General features: G+C 63.3%; 17 protein-coding genes. 6 read left to right on the top strand and 11 right to left on the bottom strand.

Features of this window, described 5'->3' with window-relative positions; translation table 11 throughout:
* Window positions 1-17: 17 nt before the first annotated feature.
* The 4 genes from E8L03_RS02860 to E8L03_RS02875 form a co-directional block, all read right to left on the bottom strand.
* The gene (locus E8L03_RS02860; RefSeq protein WP_171266505.1) at window positions 18-1,163 is read right to left on the bottom strand and encodes a Coenzyme F420 hydrogenase/dehydrogenase, beta subunit C-terminal domain; all 1,146 of its coding nucleotides are present in this window, start codon (window positions 1,161-1,163) and stop codon (window positions 18-20) included.
* A gap of 27 nt (window positions 1,164-1,190) precedes the next feature.
* A complete protein-coding gene (locus E8L03_RS02865; RefSeq protein ID WP_144305705.1) occupies window positions 1,191-1,658 on the bottom strand; it encodes a hydrogenase iron-sulfur subunit in 468 nt (155 codons plus the stop codon).
* Between the two features lie 63 nt (window positions 1,659-1,721).
* On the bottom strand, window positions 1,722-3,806 hold the full coding sequence (locus E8L03_RS02870) for a CoB--CoM heterodisulfide reductase iron-sulfur subunit A family protein (protein ID WP_171266506.1): 2,085 nt from the start codon (window positions 3,804-3,806) through the stop codon (window positions 1,722-1,724).
* A gap of 27 nt (window positions 3,807-3,833) precedes the next feature.
* Complete coding sequence (locus E8L03_RS02875; RefSeq protein WP_171266507.1) at window positions 3,834-4,094, bottom strand: transposase; 261 nt, start codon at window positions 4,092-4,094, stop codon at window positions 3,834-3,836.
* A 621-nt stretch (window positions 4,095-4,715) separates the two neighbouring features.
* On the opposite strand from E8L03_RS02875, the gene E8L03_RS02880 reads away from it, so the two are divergent.
* Complete coding sequence (locus E8L03_RS02880) at window positions 4,716-6,137, top strand: sigma-54-dependent transcriptional regulator (protein WP_171266508.1); 1,422 nt, start codon at window positions 4,716-4,718, stop codon at window positions 6,135-6,137.
* Between the two features lie 534 nt (window positions 6,138-6,671).
* A complete protein-coding gene (locus E8L03_RS02885; RefSeq protein WP_167512481.1) occupies window positions 6,672-7,289 on the top strand; it encodes a PEP-CTERM sorting domain-containing protein in 618 nt (205 codons plus the stop codon).
* Between the two features lie 150 nt (window positions 7,290-7,439).
* On the opposite strand, the gene phnN is transcribed toward E8L03_RS02885, so the two are convergent.
* From phnN to phnG, 7 genes are all read right to left on the bottom strand, one after another.
* Window positions 7,440-7,991, bottom strand: a complete 552-nt coding sequence (gene phnN / locus E8L03_RS02890; protein ID WP_171266509.1) for a phosphonate metabolism protein/1,5-bisphosphokinase (PRPP-forming) PhnN — start codon at window positions 7,989-7,991, stop codon at window positions 7,440-7,442.
* Window positions 7,988-8,716: a phosphonate C-P lyase system protein PhnL gene (gene phnL / locus E8L03_RS02895; RefSeq protein WP_171266510.1), complete on the bottom strand. Its 729-nt coding sequence runs from the start codon at window positions 8,714-8,716 to the stop codon at window positions 7,988-7,990. The genes phnN and phnL overlap by 4 nt, the downstream gene beginning before the upstream one ends.
* A 189-nt stretch (window positions 8,717-8,905) precedes the next feature.
* Entirely contained in the window at window positions 8,906-9,751 is an 846-nt protein-coding gene (gene phnK / locus E8L03_RS02900) for a phosphonate C-P lyase system protein PhnK (RefSeq protein WP_171266511.1), read from the bottom strand.
* Between the two features lie 27 nt (window positions 9,752-9,778).
* Entirely contained in the window at window positions 9,779-10,702 is a 924-nt protein-coding gene (locus E8L03_RS02905) for an alpha-D-ribose 1-methylphosphonate 5-phosphate C-P-lyase PhnJ (protein ID WP_171266512.1), read from the bottom strand.
* The gene (locus E8L03_RS02910; RefSeq protein ID WP_171266513.1) at window positions 10,692-11,858 is read right to left on the bottom strand and encodes a carbon-phosphorus lyase complex subunit; all 1,167 of its coding nucleotides are present in this window, start codon (window positions 11,856-11,858) and stop codon (window positions 10,692-10,694) included. Before E8L03_RS02910 ends, E8L03_RS02905 begins: the two co-directional genes overlap by 11 nt.
* Window positions 11,858-12,460 (bottom strand): phosphonate C-P lyase system protein PhnH, encoded by a 603-nt coding sequence (gene phnH, locus E8L03_RS02915; RefSeq protein WP_216367933.1) that lies wholly within the window; start codon window positions 12,458-12,460, stop codon window positions 11,858-11,860. The genes E8L03_RS02910 and phnH overlap by 1 nt, the downstream gene beginning before the upstream one ends.
* Window positions 12,461-12,462: 2 nt before the next feature.
* Complete coding sequence (gene phnG, locus E8L03_RS02920) at window positions 12,463-12,990, bottom strand: phosphonate C-P lyase system protein PhnG (RefSeq protein ID WP_216367934.1); 528 nt, start codon at window positions 12,988-12,990, stop codon at window positions 12,463-12,465.
* A gap of 246 nt (window positions 12,991-13,236) precedes the next feature.
* Here phnG and phnF point away from each other — a divergent pair, with 246 nt between their 5' ends.
* From phnF to phnD, 4 genes are all read left to right on the top strand, one after another.
* A complete protein-coding gene (phnF, locus tag E8L03_RS02925; protein ID WP_144305660.1) occupies window positions 13,237-13,959 on the top strand; it encodes a phosphonate metabolism transcriptional regulator PhnF in 723 nt (240 codons plus the stop codon).
* 495 nt (window positions 13,960-14,454) lie between these two features.
* Window positions 14,455-15,663: an alpha-D-ribose 1-methylphosphonate 5-triphosphate diphosphatase gene (locus E8L03_RS02930; protein WP_171266514.1), complete on the top strand. Its 1,209-nt coding sequence runs from the start codon at window positions 14,455-14,457 to the stop codon at window positions 15,661-15,663.
* 223 nt (window positions 15,664-15,886) lie between these two features.
* Window positions 15,887-16,720, top strand: coding sequence for a phosphonate ABC transporter ATP-binding protein (gene phnC, locus E8L03_RS02935; protein ID WP_171266515.1), 834 nt, complete (start codon window positions 15,887-15,889; stop codon window positions 16,718-16,720).
* A gap of 107 nt (window positions 16,721-16,827) precedes the next feature.
* The gene (gene phnD / locus E8L03_RS02940; RefSeq protein WP_167512482.1) at window positions 16,828-17,688 is read left to right on the top strand and encodes a phosphonate ABC transporter substrate-binding protein; all 861 of its coding nucleotides are present in this window, start codon (window positions 16,828-16,830) and stop codon (window positions 17,686-17,688) included.
* The last annotated feature ends 62 nt before the right edge of the window (window positions 17,689-17,750 follow it).

Below are 17,750 nucleotides of genomic sequence, written 5' to 3' on the forward strand. Positions count from 1 at the left end.
GCTTCCTGTTCACGCCGCTAGTCGGCGCCCGCCACCTCCGGGAACTCGTCCGCCTTGAACACGGACAAGGGCGGCGGCTCGTCGAAGCTGCGTCCGGGCACGTAGTCAAACCCTGCCTGGGTGCGCGCGCCCACGGTGCGGAACAGCTCCATCACCGGGATATCGTTGGGGCAGGCGTTGGAGCACTGGCCGCAGCCCACGCAGGAGGTGGACATGTGCGCGAGCCGCGTGAGGTGGAAGAAGAGGGTGTCCGTAGGCATCTTGAGCATGCCCTTGTGCCTGGCCCAGCCCAGGTACTGCCACGGCTTGTGGTCGAAGACGTCGGTGAGGAAGACGCACTCCTTGCAGTAGCACACCGGGCAGGCTGCGCGGCAGTTGTAGCAGTTCACGCAACGGGCAAAGAACTCCGAGAGCCCGGCCAGGGTGGAGGTGGCTTCGTGGGTGCGCTCGAACATGGCGTTGCGGTAGGCGGTGCGCTTCTCGACCAGGGCGTCCATGGCGGCGCGCCGCGCGGACGGGTCCTCCACATCGGCTAGGCCCAGCCGGCTGAGCACGGCCTCGCCCTGGGGCGTGTGGGCCGTGACCACGAAGTGGTCCCCAAGGTCCATGCCCACCAGGCCGATGCCGATGTCCGCACCCAGAGGCTCCAGGTTCTCGCAGGACTGGCACGCCTCGGCGATGTCGTAGTCGCTCTGGGCCGTGTCCTCGGAACCGCCGGTCTTGCCCAGGAACCCGGAGGTAAGGGACATGGGGTCATCGCCGCCGATGTAGCGCGGGTAGTTCCTGTTGCTGTACGCGCCCAGGCAGTCGAACCCGATGAGCAGGATCTCGTCCATGCTGCCCTGGTTGAGCTTGACCAGCTCCACAAAGGCGCGGATCTCGCACGGCCGGAGCACCGCGGCCACGCGGTCGCCGGAGCGTCCGTGGGTCAGCCGGGCGGCCATGCGTGCCGCGTTCATGGGGAATGCGGGCGCCAGGGGATCGGCCCTGTCCAGCCGCTCGGGATCGGTAATCAGCGTGGGCATGGGCATGCCGTGCGGGTTGAGGTGCGTCTGGACAAAAACGCCTCCGATCTCGCCCTGCCGTAGCAGCAGCTTCAGGAACTCCTGCACGCCCAGGACCGGGTCGGACCCGGGCACGTCGACTTTCGCGGTAGTGGCCATAGTGCTTCCCCCTTTGTGGAACGCGGCCTACAGGACCATCATGTCCCGTGTCTCGATGGGGCCGAGCTCGCGTATCTCCTCGATGAGGTCGTTGACCGTCTCGGCGAACTCGTTGCCTTCGCTGGCGCCCACCCAGGTGAGCTTCAGGCGGCGGCGGTCTATGCCGAACTGGTCGAGGATGTCGTTGAGCAGCTTGACCCGGCGGCGGGCCTTGTAGTTGCCGTTGATGTAGTGGCAGTCACCGGGGTGGCAGCCGCTGATGAGCACGGCGTCTGCGCCGCCCAGAAGCGCCTTGATCACGTACTTGGGGTCCACCATGCCGGTGCACATCATGCGCACCAGGCGCACATTGGGCCGCTGCACCAGCCGGGAGGTGCCGGCCAGGTCGGCCGCGGTATAGGTGCACCAGTTGCAGACAAAGGCCACGATGGTGGGCTCGAAGGCCTCGGTTGCCGGGGCCTGCGGGGTCTCTTCTTCGGCGACTGCGGTGTCCATGAGTTCCTCGCGCATATCGTCCTCCATGTTATTCTCTGGCGTGTTGTTCGCTGGTGAATGGGATCAGACCTCGGCCTCGGCCGGTTCGGCGCTTTCGGGCATGGCCTCCTCGGGTGCAGCTTCCTCGGGTACGACCTCGGCGGCCGGTCGCCTTGCCGTCTGCGGCTCGATTTTTTCAGGTGCGGGAGCCGGCGGCTTCACTGGCATCAGCAGGCCTTCGAGCTCGTTGAACACCTGCGTTTCGTTGAAGTGCTTGATCTGGGCAGCGCCGCTGGGGCAGTAGCCGGCGCAGCTGCCGCAGCCCTTGCACATGGCCTCGTTGACCACGGAGACCTGGCGGCGCTCGTCGAACTCGATGGCCGAGTAGGCGCAGAGGTCGATGCAGACCTTGCAGCCCACGCAGATGTCCGGGTTGATGTACGAGGTGGTGGGCGAGATGGAGACCGTGCCCTTGGCGGCCAGGGCCAGAGCCTGCGCCGCGCCGCCCGAGGCATGGGCCACGGCGTCCGGGATGTCCTTGGGCCCCTGGCAGGTGCCGGCCAGGAACACGCCGTCCGTGGCTGTGGAGACCGGGCCGAGCTTTGGGTGCTCCTCCAGAAGGAAGCCGTCCTGGCTGCGGCTGACGCCGAAGACGCGGGCAACCTCGGCCGTGTCCTTGCGCGGCTCCATGGCTGTGCAGAGGATGACCATGTCCACGGGCACGCGCACGATCTCGCCGAGCAGGGTGTCCTCGGCCACGACCACCAGCTTGCCGTCTTCCTCCAGAACCTCGGCCGGGCGGCCGCGGATAAAGGTCACGCCCTCGCCCTGCACGCGCTCGTAGAACTCCTCGTACCCTTTGCCGAAGCAGCGCATATCCATGTAAAAGTTGTAGATCGGGACGCTGTGGCCGACCTTGTCCTTGATCAGGTGGTCGTACTTGAGGGCGTACATGCAGCACACGCGCGAGCAGTACTGGTGGTAGTTGGCGTCGCGGCTGCCCACGCAGTGGATGATGGCCACGCTCTCTGGTGGCGTGCCGTCCTTGAGCAGGATCTTGCCGCCCGTGGGGCCCACGGCGTTGTTCAGCCGCTCGAACTGCAGGGCAGTGTAGACGTTGTCGAAGCGGCCGTAGCCGTACTCGCGGATGGGGCTGGGGTCCATGGTGTCGTAGCCCGTGGCCAGGACGATGCTGCCCACCTCCAGGGTCACGGAGCTCTCGGTCTGGGTGTAGTCGATGGCTCCGGTGGGGCAGAACTTCTCGCAGGCGCCGCACTTGTCCTTGGTCAGCTTGAGGCAGTGCTCGGCGTCGATGACCGGCGTGTTGGGCACGCTCTGGGGCGAGTTGCGGTAGATGGCCTTGCGCATGCCGATGCCTTCCTCGAACTCGCTGATTACCTTGGTGGGGCACTTCTCCAGGCAGGTGCCGCAGCCGGTGCAGATATCCTCGCGCACGTAGCGGGGCTTGCGTCGGACCGTGACCTTGTAGTTGCCCACAAAGCCGTCCACCTCGGTGACCTCGCTGTAGGTCATCAGGTGGATGTTGGGCTCCTGGGACACGGCCACCATCTTTGGCGTGGAGATGCACGCGGCGCAGTCCAGGGTGGGGAAGGTCTTGTCGAACTGGGCCATGTGGCCGCCGATGCTGGGGCCTTTCTCGATGAGGTGAACCATGTGGCCGGACTTGGCGATGTCCAGCGCGGCCTGGATGCCGGCGATGCCTGCGCCCACCACCATGACGTCCGGCAGCACGCCCACCTCGCGGGAGAAGAGCTCCTGGTGCCGGGCCACGCGGCGCACGGCCGCGGCCACGATGTGCTCAGCCTTGCGCGTGGCCTCCTCCGGGTCCTTGGTCACCCAGGAACAGTGCTCGCGGATGCAGGTGTGCTGCATCATGTAGGGATTCAGCCCGGCGCGGGCGCACGCCTTCTGGAAGGTTTTCTCGTGCAGACGCGGCGAGCAGGAGGCCACCACCACGCGGTTCAGGCCCAGGCTGCGGATGTCCTCCACGATGAGGTCCTGGCCGGGGTCCGAGCACATGAACTGGTAGTCGCGGGAGACCACCACGTCGCGGAGGCCGCCGGCGTACCGCGCCACCTCGGAGCAATCCACCTTTCCCGCGATGTTCGTTCCGCAATGACAGACGTAGACGCCTATTCGGTTTGCCATGCGCGTCCTCCTCGTGTGCTGGCTGCTCTACTTTCCGGCCAGCTCTAGGGTCAGCTCGCCCACGAGCTTTTTGAGCCGGGTGTTCTCCGTTTCAAGGTTGCCCTGGCTGCGGCATCGGGGCGGTCCGTCAAAGGCCCGCACGCAGTTGGAAAGGAAGTGGTCCCGCCACTTGTAGTACTGGCTGGGCCGAATCTCGTACCGGCGGCAGAGATCGGTTACGGATTCGCCCTCCAGCCCGGCGAGCACGATCCTCGTCTTGGTCTGGGCATCCCATTTTCTGCGTTTCATGCCGTCCCCCCACAGTTCCGCTGTTCCGTTTTTTCTTCGGGAACGCCGGCTTGACTAAGAGAGCTGGAGACGGATGCCGGCCGCCGCAGCGCCTTTGGCGCGCTGCTCCAACAGGGCGACTTTGCTCAGCATTGACGGACAGCGGCAATGACCGCGCCTGCGTCGGAGCAGTTCTTGGTCTCCTTGAAAAACAAGAACCATTCCGGCGGGAAATATGCGCAATGAAGCTGTGCCGTTAGTCCAGAAAAAGAGACTCCGGCCTGCGGTGGAATAGGGTAGATCGAGGGGAAATGTGTATTGTCCGGCGGGATGCGTCTTGCGCCGCAAGACGAGAAGGGACGGCAAGGAGACTAATTGTGCACGGCGATTGACGGATATCCATCATTCCACGGTTGCATATGTCTCCAAGCAGGTTCCAGGACGTTGTCCACGGTTTGTCTTGTGCTGTAAGACACGGCGCATGGGAAATACCTCAAAAATATGGGGTCAATTATCATAAGTGCCTGGAATATTTTTTCAATAACATCTTGATAGTAATGAGTGCATTATGCTATTGCTATTCACAATCACCGTAGAAGCCATCCAGCCACCCAACCCGGGCCAACTTAGGAAGGGGGCGTCATGGCCAAGGCGCTTTGCATAGACGACACTGTCCTGTGCCGGTCCCTGGAGACCGCGATGGGGCACTCTGACGTCGAAATGCGGATCGTGCAAAGCCTTGCCGCGGCCAGGGAAGCGCTCTACGACGAGCCGCAGGACGTGGTCATCCTCGGTTGCATCCCCCCTGGTCCGGCCGGTCTCGAATGCCTCAATGAGATCCGCAGAACACCGGGCCGTCCCGAAGTCCTCCTGCTCACCGACCATGGCGATCCCGAGTTCGCCGAGATAGCCATCCGCTCCGGCGCCTGGAGCTACATGATCAAGCCGCCCGTCACCGGCGATCTGGTCAAGGCTGTACTGCGCGCCCTGGACCATCGCGAGGAGCGCCGCACCCGGCGCAAGCCCGTGGCTCTCAAGCGCAACGGCATCTTTGGCGACAGTGAGGCCCTGCGTCGCTGCCTGGACCAGCTTGCCCAGGCCGCGGTCAGCGACTCCAGCGTGCTCATCAGCGGCGAGACCGGCACCGGCAAGGAGCTCTTCGCCACGGCCATCCACGAGAACAGCCCGCGCAGCAGTGGTGCCTTCGTGGTGGTGGACTGCGCGGCCATGCCCGAGGCCCTGGTGGAGAGCATGCTCTTCGGCCACGAGAAGGGCGCCTACACCAGTGCGGACAGCCGTGCCGAGGGCCTGGTCACCCAGGCACACAAGGGCACGCTCTTTCTGGACGAGGTGGGCGAGCTGCCCCTGGCCATCCAGAAGTCCTTCCTCCGCGTGCTGGAAGGCCACACCTACCGGCCCGTGGGCGGCGCCATAGAGCGTATAAGCGACTTCCGGCTGGTCTCGGCCACCAACAGGGATCTGGAAGCCATGGTGCTCAATGGGACGTTCCGCAAGGATCTGCTCTTCCGGTTGCGCGCCATCAACATCGAGCTGCCGCCGCTGCGGAACTCGGTGGACGACATCAACGAGCTCACCTGCAACTTCATCGGCCGCGTCTGCGACCGCATGGGCATATCCAGAAAGGGCTTTTCAACCGACTTCCTGGAGGCGCTGGAGAAGTACGAGTGGCCCGGCAACGTGCGCGAGCTCATCAACACCATCGAGTACGCCATTGCCGCGGCAGGGGACGCGCCGGCGCTCTTTCCCCGGCACCTGCCCACGCACATCCGCGCCAGGCTCGCCCGCCACTCGGTGATGGAGCAGGTGCGGCCCGAGGAGCCCGCCCCGCACAAGCAGAGCCTGGACCCTGAGAACTTTCCGGATATCCGCGAGTTCCGCGACAAGGCCATGGCCGACCTGGAGGTCATGTACCTGGGCGACCTCATGGAGCTGACCCAGGGCGATATCCCCAGGGCGTGTGAGGTCTCCGGCCTTTCCCGCGCCAGACTCTACGCCCTGCTCAAGAAGTATGGCCTGTCCAAGGAGCGCGAGCAGGTCTCGTGACGCCAATGCTTCGGCAGTTTGTGCAACCTACACACAGTGAAGCGCAGAAAAGGCGTTCTGTTGTCAGCCTTTCCGACGAATGCACGTCGGGATTCCTTACAATGAATGCGCCGGCGTGATCCCAGCCGTCGGCAGCTCCTTTTGAACGTACCCTGTTCCCTGTTCTGGCAGACGAAATAGGCCATGCAGCGCGGGCTGACGCTGTTTTTTCTGCATGGCGCATGGCTCTGCGTTCTTTGGCTGCGGCGTTTGCTCATGCGCATCCGAATGCGTGCAGGTCGGATCGCGCGGCCGAGGGGCCAGCCGCGTTGTCGGGTTGTCTTACACCCGTTTCGCATTCACTTTTGAGCGTGTGCGCTTAATACGATAGAATAATTAATGTTTTCTTATTGGCTCGGTTCTTCGTCGTTCCTTTTTGCATACCTCGCCAACTACGCATATCTCTCTGAAATATTTAGTCTAAATTTGGTCCAGGGCTTGCTAGGGCTTCGATGCCCCCTGAAACACTTGGGAGGAACACCCAAGGAGGATATTATGAGAAAGACTCTTTCCATGGTTCTGGCCACTCTGGTCTTCGTGGTCGTGGGAGCCTCACAAGCCATTGCCATGTCGTTCCAGTTTGATTCGTCCGCATCCTATGTCTCGGAGACCACGGACCCCGGGCTGGTGATGGACTGGCGAAACATCCCGTTCTCAACCGAGGAATTCGACCTCGAAGTCGGCGATTCCTACAACTTCGTCTTTGGCAGCATCGCGACCACCGAAGAATCGATCAACCAAGACGATTTGACGGCGCTGGCTGTCACTGCATACTTCGAGTTCATCCTGCCGGACGAGCTGGGCGGCACTCTGAGCGGATCTGTCCAGGGCATGTCGTACTTCTGGGGTGCGGTGCAAGGGTGGAGCCTGGAGTGGAACAACCCGGCCACGCTCTACTTCGGCCCGCACGACTCCGGCATGGTCACCATCGAGCTTGCGGACCTCAGCCATTTCGGTCTCTTTGATCCGGACAACGGCTTCCCCACGTACGTGGACATCGACGGCATCATCACCTACTCGACCGCTCCCACGCCCGAGCCGGGCACGCTGCTTCTGCTGGGCGCCGGTCTGGGCGCACTGTGCTTTGCCCGCCGCAGAAGGCGCGACGCCTGATCAACCGCGTGTAAGGTTTTGCATACGCTACAGCCAAGCCGGCGGGGTCTTATAGCCCTGTCGGCTTGTTTATGGCGCAGATGAACCTTGCTCCCAATGCGCAGAAGGAAACGACGCGACGTGTAGGCCACGGGGACGGTTTGGCTGATTCTACGGAGCAGGTTTCCGAAGGAAGTCCACAAGCTCGGATGTCGCGTGCGAGAGATCGCCGCTGTTGTCAATAACCCGTACGCCGGGCATGTCCGATTCCAGAGCGGTGTTGCGGCGGATGCGTTCCTTGATGGCGGCGTCGCTCTCGCGACCGCGATCCTGGAGCCGTTGGCGCAGAACCTCGGAGCGCGCGGTTATCAGGACGCCCTCGATGTTCGGTATCCGTTCCCGCGCCTGGGGCCAGTACTCCCGCGAGCCATTGAGCACCACCGTGAAGCCGCGGTACATCCAGTCCAGCAGCTCGATGCCCGCGCCGTAGAAAAACCCATGACTGTGCCAATGAAACAGGAAGAGGCTCCGGTCCCGCCGGCAGGCGAACTCCTCCTCGCTCAAGGTCACGTGGTTCTCGCCCCCCGCATCGGCAGGCCGGGTGATGTAGCGATGGGCAAAGGCTGTGGGAGAGCCGCCGAGCTGGCGCCGCGCCTCGTTCAGCACACTGTCCTTTCCTGCGCCGGACGGTCCCATCACGTAGACCAGCCTGCCCGAGCTCATTCGTTTTCTCCGTCGCCGGCCGCGGCGTCGTGTGGCGCTACAGGGTAAATCCTGTCCGCAATGGCGTGTCGCACTTCGGCGTCGTGGAAGATTCCTACGATGGCCGCGCCACGCGCTTTGGCCTCCCGGATCAGCTGGATCACCACGTCGCGGTTGTCCGCATCCAGGGACGCCGTGGGCTCGTCCAGCAGCAGAACAGGGTAGTGGGCCACAAACCCGCGGGCAATGTTGATCCGCTGCTGCTCGCCGCCAGAGAACGTGGCCGGAGCAAGGCCCATGAGCCGCTCCGGGATGTTGAGCCGGCGCAGCATGGTCTCTGCGCGCTCCAGCGCTTCCTGCGCATCCACGCCGCGGTCGCGCAACGGCTCGGCAACGATCTCCCGGGCCGGAACACGCGGAATGACGCGCAGGAACTGGCTCACGTAGCCCAGCGTGCGCTTCCGGAGCTGCAGCACCTCGCGCGGTCCGGCCGAAGCCAGGTCCACCACGCACGGGCCGTCTCCTTCCTCCACGCGAATGCGGATGCTGCCGCTCAGGGGTTTGTAATTGGCGTACAGCGAACGCAGCAACGTGGATTTGCCCGCGCCGGAAGGACCATGGAGCGCTACGCACTCGCCCGCCATGACGCTCAGGCCAAGGCCTTCAAAAACAGGGATCTCCGCCCCGCCCTGGGTGTGCAGCACAAAATGTTTGGTCAAATCTTCGACTTCGATGACGGCGTCCATGGCATCCTCCGGAACCGGTTAAATCGATAGAAACGAATTCTTGAACTAGTATTTCCGGGGGACGCTGTCCCCCGCCCCCTGCCAGGGAGCAGTGCTCCCTGGACCCATTGCTGGGGTCCAGGGGGACATAGTTCCCCTGGCCGCCGGAGGCTATGGTCGTTCAGGTAAAAACAATGGTATTATACCATGTTATGCATGGAGTACGGACGACACCAGCAGTTGGGTGTAGGGGTGCTGCGGGTCGTCCAGGACCTGGTCGGTCAAACCGGACTCGACCACCTCGCCGCGGCGCATGACCATGAGCCGGTGGGCCAGCAGCCGGGTCACGGCCAGGTCGTGGGTCACGATGACCACGGCGAGTCCCAGCTCGCCCACCAGCCCGCGCAGGAGGTCCAGAAACCGGGCCTGCACCGAGACGTCCAGCCCGCTCGTGGGCTCGTCCATGAACACGAGCCTGGGGTCGGTGACCAGGTTGCGGGCGATCTGCAACCGCTGCTGCATGCCGCCGGAAAATGTCGCGGGCAGATCATCGATGCGCTCGGCGTCGATTTCCACCCGTTCCAGCCAGCGCAGCGCCTTGGCGCGGATGTTGCCGTAATGCCGTTCGCCAAGGGCCATGAGGCGTTCACCGATGTTGGCCCCGGCGCTGACATTCATGCGCAGCCCGTCGCGCGGGTTCTGGTGCACAATGCCCCATTCGCTCCGCATGAGCATACGCTTCTCCACGTCTTCCGCGGCGTGTATATCCACGGCCCGGCCGTTCCTGTCGTGGTAGACGACAGAGCCGCTGCTTGCCGGCAGCATGGCCGAGAGGCAGGAGAGCAGGGTGGATTTGCCGGAGCCTGACTCGCCCACAACGCCGATGACCTCGCCGGACCAGAGGTCGAAGCTCACGTCCCGGCAGCCGAGATGGCGGTCGTAGTATTTGCTCAATCCCTTGACCTGCAGGAGGGGGATGTCCGCTTTGGAGGCAGCCTCGGCGGCTCCTGTTCCGCATTGGGCCAGGTGCGCCTGTGCGCATATGGATGTATCCATGGTGTCGAACCTTTGGGGATGGTTTCCCTAAAATATGCCGGCCTTGGCCATGGGGCCTTCGTGACCGGCCGCCCGGCGCTCGCCGCAGTAGTCGGAATCGGAGCAGACGAACATCTTCGATCCCTTGTCGTCCAGAATCACTTCATCGAGGTAGCTGTCCGTGGCGTCGCACAACCCGCAGCACTCGTCCCAGTGCTGGATCTCGAAGGGGTGATCCTCGAAGTCCAGGCTTTTGACCTCGGTGTACGGCGGAACGGCGTAGATGCGTTTCTCCCGGCCGGCGCCGAACAGCTGCAGGGCGGGCATGCCGTCCATCTTGGGGTTGTCGAACTTGGGAATGGGTGAGGGCGCCATGACGTAGCGGCCGTTCACCTGCACTGGGTAGTCGTAGTTGGTGGCGATGCGCCCCAGGCGGGCGATGTCCTCATACAGCTTCACGTGCATCACGCTGTACTCGGTCAGGGCGTGCATGGTGCGCGTCTCGGTCTCCCGTGGCTCCATCTTGCGCAGGGGCTCGGGGATGGGCACCTGGTAGACGAGAATCTGGTCCTCGGTCAGGGGCTTTTCCGGGATGCGGTGCCTGGTCTGGATGATGGACGCCTCAGCGGTTTTTTCCGTGGTGCGCACGCCGGCCGTGGTGGCAAAAAAGCGGCGGATGGACACCGCATTGGTGGTGTCGTCCGCGCCCTGGTCGATGACCTTGAGCACGTCATCCGGGCCGATCACGCTGGCCGTAACCTGGATGCCGCCGGTGCCCCAGCCGTAGGCAAGGGGCATTTCCCTGCCTGCAAAGGGCACCTGGTAGCCGGGAATAGCCACGGCCTTGAGGATGCTGCGGCGGATCATGCGCTTGGTCTGCTCGTCCAGGTAGGCGAAGTTGTAGCCGCCGTCATTGACGTCGGGCGTCGCGACATCCTGGGGCTGGCGGTGCTGGGAGGGTTCAAATGTCATGGTCGGACGCCTCCTCGGGCTGGACGGCCGTGTCTGCGGAATCCTGGTCCTGCGTATCCGCCGTTGCGGCGTTCTCGTCCATGGCCTTGCGCATGGCGCGGAGCATGGTGAGCTCGCCCTGGAAGTCTACGTAGTGCGGCAGCTTGAGGTGCGAGACAAAGCCCTGCGCCTCCACATTATCCCCGTGGTAGAGCACGAACTCGTGGTCCTCGGCCGGCGCGGAGGGCTCCTGGCCGTACTCCTCGCAGCGCAGGGAGCGGTCCACCAAGGCCATGCTCATGGCCTTGCGTTCCGAGTGGCCGAACACGAGGCCGTAGCCGCGGGTGAACTGGGGCGGGATGTCCTTGGTCCCCTTGAACTGGGTGATCATCTCGCATTCGGTGACAAGGATGTCGCCGATCTCAATGGCGAAGCCCAGCTCCTCTGGCGCGAGCTCCACGGCTGCCTCGCCCATGCGGATCTCTCCGGCAAAGGGATGGGTCGAGCCGAAGCCGCGCTGGGTGGAGTAGGCCAGCCCCAGAAGGAAGCCTTCGTCGGCCCTGGACAAGGACTGCAACCGCACGTCCCGGTCCGCCGGAAAGGTCAGGGGCTCGCGGGTGATATCCCCCACCGGGCCGTCCTCGCCGCCAACCTCGTCTTCCAGCAACCCTTCGTCGCCCAGAATCTCGGCCACTCGCGGCACGCGCTCCGCAGGGGTGTCCGGGTTCGGAGTCGCGGTTGGAGCGGAATCATGGCTTTCATTGCCTGCACTGCGGGACAGGCTGAAATCGAGCAGCCGGTGGGTGTAATCGAAGGTCGGCCCCAACACCTGGCCGCCGGGCAGATCCTTGTATGTTGCGGAGATGCGGCGCTGGATGACCATGCGCGAGGTGTCCAGAGGCTCGCTGTAGCCCAGGCGCGGCAGGGTGGTGCGGTAGGCCCGCAGCAGGAAGATGGCCTCCTGGGTATCGCCCATGGCCTGCTTGATGGCCAGGGCGGCCAAGTCCGGATCGTACAGGGAGCCTTCCGCCATGACTCTGTCCACGGCCAGGGGCAGCTGCTCTCGTATCTGGGCCACGTCCAGTTCCGGCAGGCGCTCATCCCCCCGGCGCTTGAGCGCCAGCAGGTCGTGGGAGCGCAGGATGGCTTTCTCACCGCCTTTGACTGCAACGTACATCAGCTCTCCACTTGTGTTGTGCGGGGCATGGCTGCCACCGCGTCGGAAGTTGTAAAGACCAGATCAACACCCCTGGGGAAGAGGCTCCGGTTGGCTTCCTGCTCGGCCCAGAAGCGATCGGGCAGGCCGTCCACGCGCAGCCGGGCGCTTTCCTGTATGCCGGGCCCGGAAAGCCGGACGCCTTCGCCTTCAGCCAACGCGGAAACCTGAATAATCAGCGTGGCCGAGCGGTCGGGGTAATCCTGTCGGCCCGGGTTGAAGGCGCACAGGGCCGGCATGGCGGCTGGGTCTGATATCAGCGCGAACGAGGCCGCCACCGGCTCGGCGGCAAGGGGGCATCCGCAATGGAAGCGCAGGTATCCGGCCGCGTTGCTGGCGGCCAGGGGCGCGTCCAGCCACAGCGGCGTTTCGAAATCCACCAGGGTCAGGCAGACGGCGGCTGTGGCCGGGAGCAGGGGCGGTTCCGCCGGGGGCAGGCTTTGGATGCGCTGCAAGGTGCCCGGCCGCGACATGGCCGTAAGCACCTGGCGGAACACGGCCTGCGAGGACAATACAGGGTTTGAAAAACCGGCTTTGAGCCCGGTCATGCTCGTATTCGTCATGGTCAGCTTCCTCGGACCAGGGTGAAAAAGTCCACGGTGGTTTCCTCCGCCAGCGTGCGCTGCTGCGCCAGGCGGAGCTGGCGGCGTTCGTCCAGGGGGGCGAGCACGCGCGCTTCCAGGAGAGGACGCAGCGCCTCGTTCTGCAGCAGGCCGTCAAAAGCGGCTGTCAGCTCCGCCTTTCGTTTGCTGCGGCCCATGACCCAGGAGAGGCCCACGGTTTCGTCTTCCAGACGCACGGCGCAGCGGGTCACGGCCATTTCCCCAAGGTTGAAGCGTTTGCCCACATTGCCGGCGCGGCCGCGCACCATGACGAGCCCGGTTTCCGGCCCGCGCAGGAACTCGTAGTTCGGCTTGTGCTCCAGGGCGTCCCAGGCAGATTCAAGGTCGTTGATATCCGCTCTGGCCAGAATGCCCATCCAGCGGCGCCGCGGGTTGGCTTCGGGGCCGTCAGGGGCGTCGCCGTGGTTGCGGGCTGCGGGATTTCCGCCGGCCTCCGGCGGTTGAGTCGTGGTAAGTTTACGATCTGTCATACGTTCGCGCCTTGTGCTGAAACGCGTATGCGCTGGTTCATTGCTTGGAGTCCTGTGTCGATTCTTTTTAGTCGTGGCGTCTTGCCTAACTACCTGCGGTTATGAAGAATCCTGCTGTGGATCACGAGCCCGACCGTCAAACCGAGATAGATGAATCTAAAATTGGTAGACATCTAGATGTATCGATGTTAGTCGAGGGTATCCTACTTGCCATCATCAACGCAACCCTCTTCAAATGAGGCCGCCATGCCTATTGAAAGAAAAAAGGGAGTCTCTGTCTGGAAGCAGATTCAGCAAACGCTGGCCGGAGAGATCGTTACGGGAATTCTGAAGCCCGGTGAGCGGTTGCCCACCGAGACGGCCTTGAGCGAACGGTTCGGCGTGAACCGGCATACGTTGCGCCGGGCGTTGTCCGAGCTTGAGCAGATGGACCTGATCCGCATCGAGCACGGCCGCGGCATGTTCGTGCGCGAGCAGGTCGTGGACTACAGTGTCGGCAAACGCACCAGGTTCAGCGAAAACCTGTCCAAGCTCAAGCGCACACCCGGCGGTGTCCTGCTCAGTGCGCAGACCCTGCCGGCCGACGAGGTTCCGGCTGAAGCGCTGGGCATTGCGCCGGGGCGTCCCGTGGCCGTGCTCGACCGCGCCGGCGAGGCGGACGGCCATCGCATCAGCGTGAGCACCCACTACATGTCCGAAGACCGTTTCCCTGGCGCGACGGAAGTTTACGCCCGGACAAAGTCCATCACCAGCACGCTCGAGCACTTCGGCGTGGGCGACTACGTGCGCAAGGTCACCCGCGTGACGGCGCGCATGCCCACTGCGCGGGACGCTCGGATCCTCGAACAGCCGCGTAACCGGCCGATTCTGATGGCCGAAGGCGTGAACACCACCCGCGACGGCGAGCCCGTGGAGTACTGCGTTACCCGCTTTGCCAGCGACTGGGTGCAGATCGTCTTCGAGTCCTGACCCGCCGCCACAGGATGGCATTCCGCCCGGATGTTGCCAGGAATGCGTGTTCATATGGTGCTTTGATTCGTACATGTATTGCGGCATCATATCTTCAAAGCTCATAAGATAGTCAAGTTACGTTTTCAATACATTGGCAAGGAAAAACTGGTGTTTCTTCACCAGAACGAAACATTGCAGTGTATACAAATCATAAATAGATCGAGTTTAAAATCCATAGTGCATCAGAAAATCATCTCACACAGCTGCTTTGTATTGTATCTCCAGGTCTTGAGCGCTAGACACCACTGACTGTTGTGTGGATGAATTCCGAATTCATCCATCCTTGTTCTGTATCACGAGCATCTCTGCTTGCGGGAAAGTGTCATAGACTCTTCTCTGCCCCGCAACCTTCACGGGCTATTACCATCCGAGCGGATCGTGGTGCGGTGCCTGGGGCTTATCCCCGGATCGCCACGCCGGCGCCGTCAAACAGGATACGCCCGAGGTGGAAGGATGAAGGAACGCGCGGATATGCTCTTGAGCGGCGGCAATGTGCTGCTCCCTGGTGGTGATATCGAACCCATCGATGTTCGTATTCGAGGCGGCTACATTGTCGGTTTGGGGCCGGGGGCTGCGCTGGCGCAAATGGATCTGGGCGGCCGGCTGTTGCTGCCCGGCATTGTGGATATTCACGGCGACGCCTTCGAGTCCGTGGTGCAGCCGCGTCCCGAGACCATGATTGATCTGACTCTGGCCCTGGAGGAGACCGACCGCCAGCTGGTGGCCAACGGCGTAACCACGGCGTTCTACGGTCTTTCCTGGAGCTGGGAGAGCAACCGGGGCCTGCGCAGCGGCAGCGAGCCTGCACGATTCCTCGACCAGTTCGAAGAGCTGCGGCCAAACCTGCGCTGCGACTCCCAGCTGCACCTCCGTTACGAAATCCATCACCTGGATGCGCTGGAGACCGTGCTGCAGTGGGTGCACGAGGCGCGGATCGATCTTTTGGCCTTCAACGATCATCTCAACTACATCGAAGAGAAAATTGAGGATTCCGATCGTATCGGCATCCTCGCCGCACGGAACGGCCAGACCCCGGAAGAGTATCTGGCCGCCCACAGGGCCATGCGCGAACGCTACCCCCACTCCCTGGCGGGTGTGGAGCGCCTGGCCGAGGCAGGGCGGCTCGCGGCTATCCCCATGGCCTCCCATGATGAGGAAAGTCCCGATGTCCGGCGCTGGTATCACGAGCTGGGCTGCCGCATCTGCGAGTTCCCGGTCAACGAGGCCACGGCCTGTCACGCTCTTGAGCTGGGGGACGACGTGGTGCTCGGCGCTCCCAACGCCCTGCGCGGATCGAGCCTCTACAAGCGCCTTTCGGCCCGTCGTTGCGCGGTGGAAGGCCTCTGCACGGTCCTCGCCTCCGACTACTACTATCCGTCCCTGCTTGCCGCGGCGTGGGACATCCATTCCCGGCGCGGCCTGGAGCTCGGCAGAGCCTGGGACCTCGTGTCTGCAAACCCGGCGCGAGCCCTGGGGCTGACGGACCGGGGGCGTATCGAGCCCGGCCTGCGCGCCGACCTCATCGCCGCGGAGGTCGGTCCCAACGGATTGTTGCAGGCGGCCTGCACCTGGACGTCTGGGACCATGGCGTACATGGGCGGAACCCTGGCCGCACAGGCATTCTCCGGACAGGGAAATGTCGGCGGTCGCGTCGCGGCGTGACGCGAACATGGAAGCAGGCGAAACATTGTATCTATACGGCATCGATATCCATAATGAAGTATTGATGCAGAATTTAATCCATAACGGATTGTAATTTCCATGTCGTGCGATGCGTGAGTCTCGGTGTTGCGCATGTAATTTGGTGACATGTGTCACGTTATCATCAGTATCAAGCGATGTATGTGTATGGCCCAGGTTGGCCTAGCCGCAAGGGGAGAATGAGATGCTTGAGATTCAGGGCCTGAGCAAACGGTTTGGCGACGTTGTTGCCGTGAATGATGTCAGCCTGAGCATTCCCAAGGGGCAGTTCATCGGCATTATCGGCAGCTCCGGCGCAGGCAAATCGACTCTTTTGCGGCTCATCAACCGCCTGCTGGACCCGAGCGGGGGCTCGATGCGGTTTGACAACACGGCCGTATGCGAGCTGCAGGGCAAAAAGCTCCGGGAGTGGCGCGCCACCTGCGCGATGATCTTTCAGCAGTTCAATCTGGTGGAGCGGCTGGACGTGCTGGGCAACGTGTTGCTGGGCCGTCTGGGCTACAACGCGACTCTGCCCACGCTGATCAAGCAGTTCTCCAGGCGGGAGCGCGACATGGCGGTCGGCGCTCTGGAGCGCCTGGGCATGGCGCCGCACGCCCTCAAACGGGCGGACACCCTTTCCGGCGGCCAGCAGCAGCGCGTGGCCATAGCGCGGGCCCTGGTGCAGGAGCCCAAGCTGGTCCTAGCCGACGAGCCCATAGCCTCTCTCGATCCCCGCAACGCCGCCATGGTCATGGACGCGCTGCGCACCATCAACAAGGACGACGGCATCACGGTCATCTGCAACCTGCATCAGGTCCCGACGGCGCAGGAGTACTGCGACAGGCTCGTGGGCATGGCCCACGGCCGCGTCGTGTTCGACGGCGCGCCGGAGAGCCTCGACGAGCAGAAGGTACAGGAGATCTACGGCCTGGAGGAGGGCAGCGAAGAGCTCGAGTGCGCGCTCAATGGATGCGTCCCTGCAGGCAACCCCTCGCGGATACGCTCCGCCGGACAGCCCGCCACGGCTCAGGTCTGAGCCGGCACCCGGGCTTTCCTGCCCGAACAACCAACAGCAAGCACAAGGAGTCTGGAATGAAGTGGTTTGGTAGAATCGTGGCCGTCGCGTTGCTTGGGGTGATGTGCATGTCCCAAGTCGCGCGCGCCGAACAGTGGCAGAAGCAGTACCCGGAGATCACCCTCGGTGTCATCACCTCCGAGAACGAGAAGGACCGCCTGATCCGGTACGAGCTGGTCCAGAAGTACCTGGAGGAGACCCTGGGCGTGAAAATCAAATGGCGCACGGCCACGGACTACGCCGGCGTCATCGAGGGCGTGAAGGCCGGCAAGATCCAGGTCGCGCGCTTCGGCCCCGCGTCCTATGCCAAGTGCTACATCGTCACCAACGGCAAAGTGGAGCCTCTGGTCGGCGCATTGGATAAGGACGGCAACCTCGGCTACCACTCCGTGATCATCGTCAAGACCGACAGCCCGTACAAGACGGTCCAGGACCTCAAGGGCACGAAGTTCGCCTTTGCCGATCCAAACTCCACCTCCGGCCACCAGGCTCCCCGATACTTTCTGGACGAGGAAGGCATCAAGGTCGACGAGTTTTTCAGCTCGGCCACCTTTTCCGGCAGCCACGAGAACAGCGTGATGGGGCTGGTCTCCGGCACCTACGACGCCGTGGCCACCTGGTGGCGCTCCGATTCCAGCAACAACCCCAAGCGCATGGAAAGCAAGGGCATGATCGAGCCCGGCCAGTGGCGCATCATCTGGAAGTCGCCGCTGCTGCCCTCCAGCCCCTGGGCCGTGCCCACCGACCTGCCGGAGGACATGCGCAAGGACATCCAGAAGGCGCTCCTTGAGTTGCCCACCAAGGACCCCGAAGCCTGGGCCAGCTTCATCAAAGGTGAGAAGATCTCCGGCTTTGCCGAGGTTACCCACGAGGATTACGAGCCCATCGTTCGCATGATTCAGGCCAACCTGAAGAATCGCAAAAGCTAACCCGAGCCTCCGCCCGCGCCGTCTCTGCCATTGCCTCCGCAGGGGCGGCGCGGCTTCCATGG

Origin of the sequence: Oceanidesulfovibrio marinus (assembly GCF_013085545.1) — a bacterium.
GTDB classification, from domain to species: Bacteria; Desulfobacterota; Desulfovibrionia; order Desulfovibrionales; family Desulfovibrionaceae; genus Oceanidesulfovibrio; species Oceanidesulfovibrio marinus.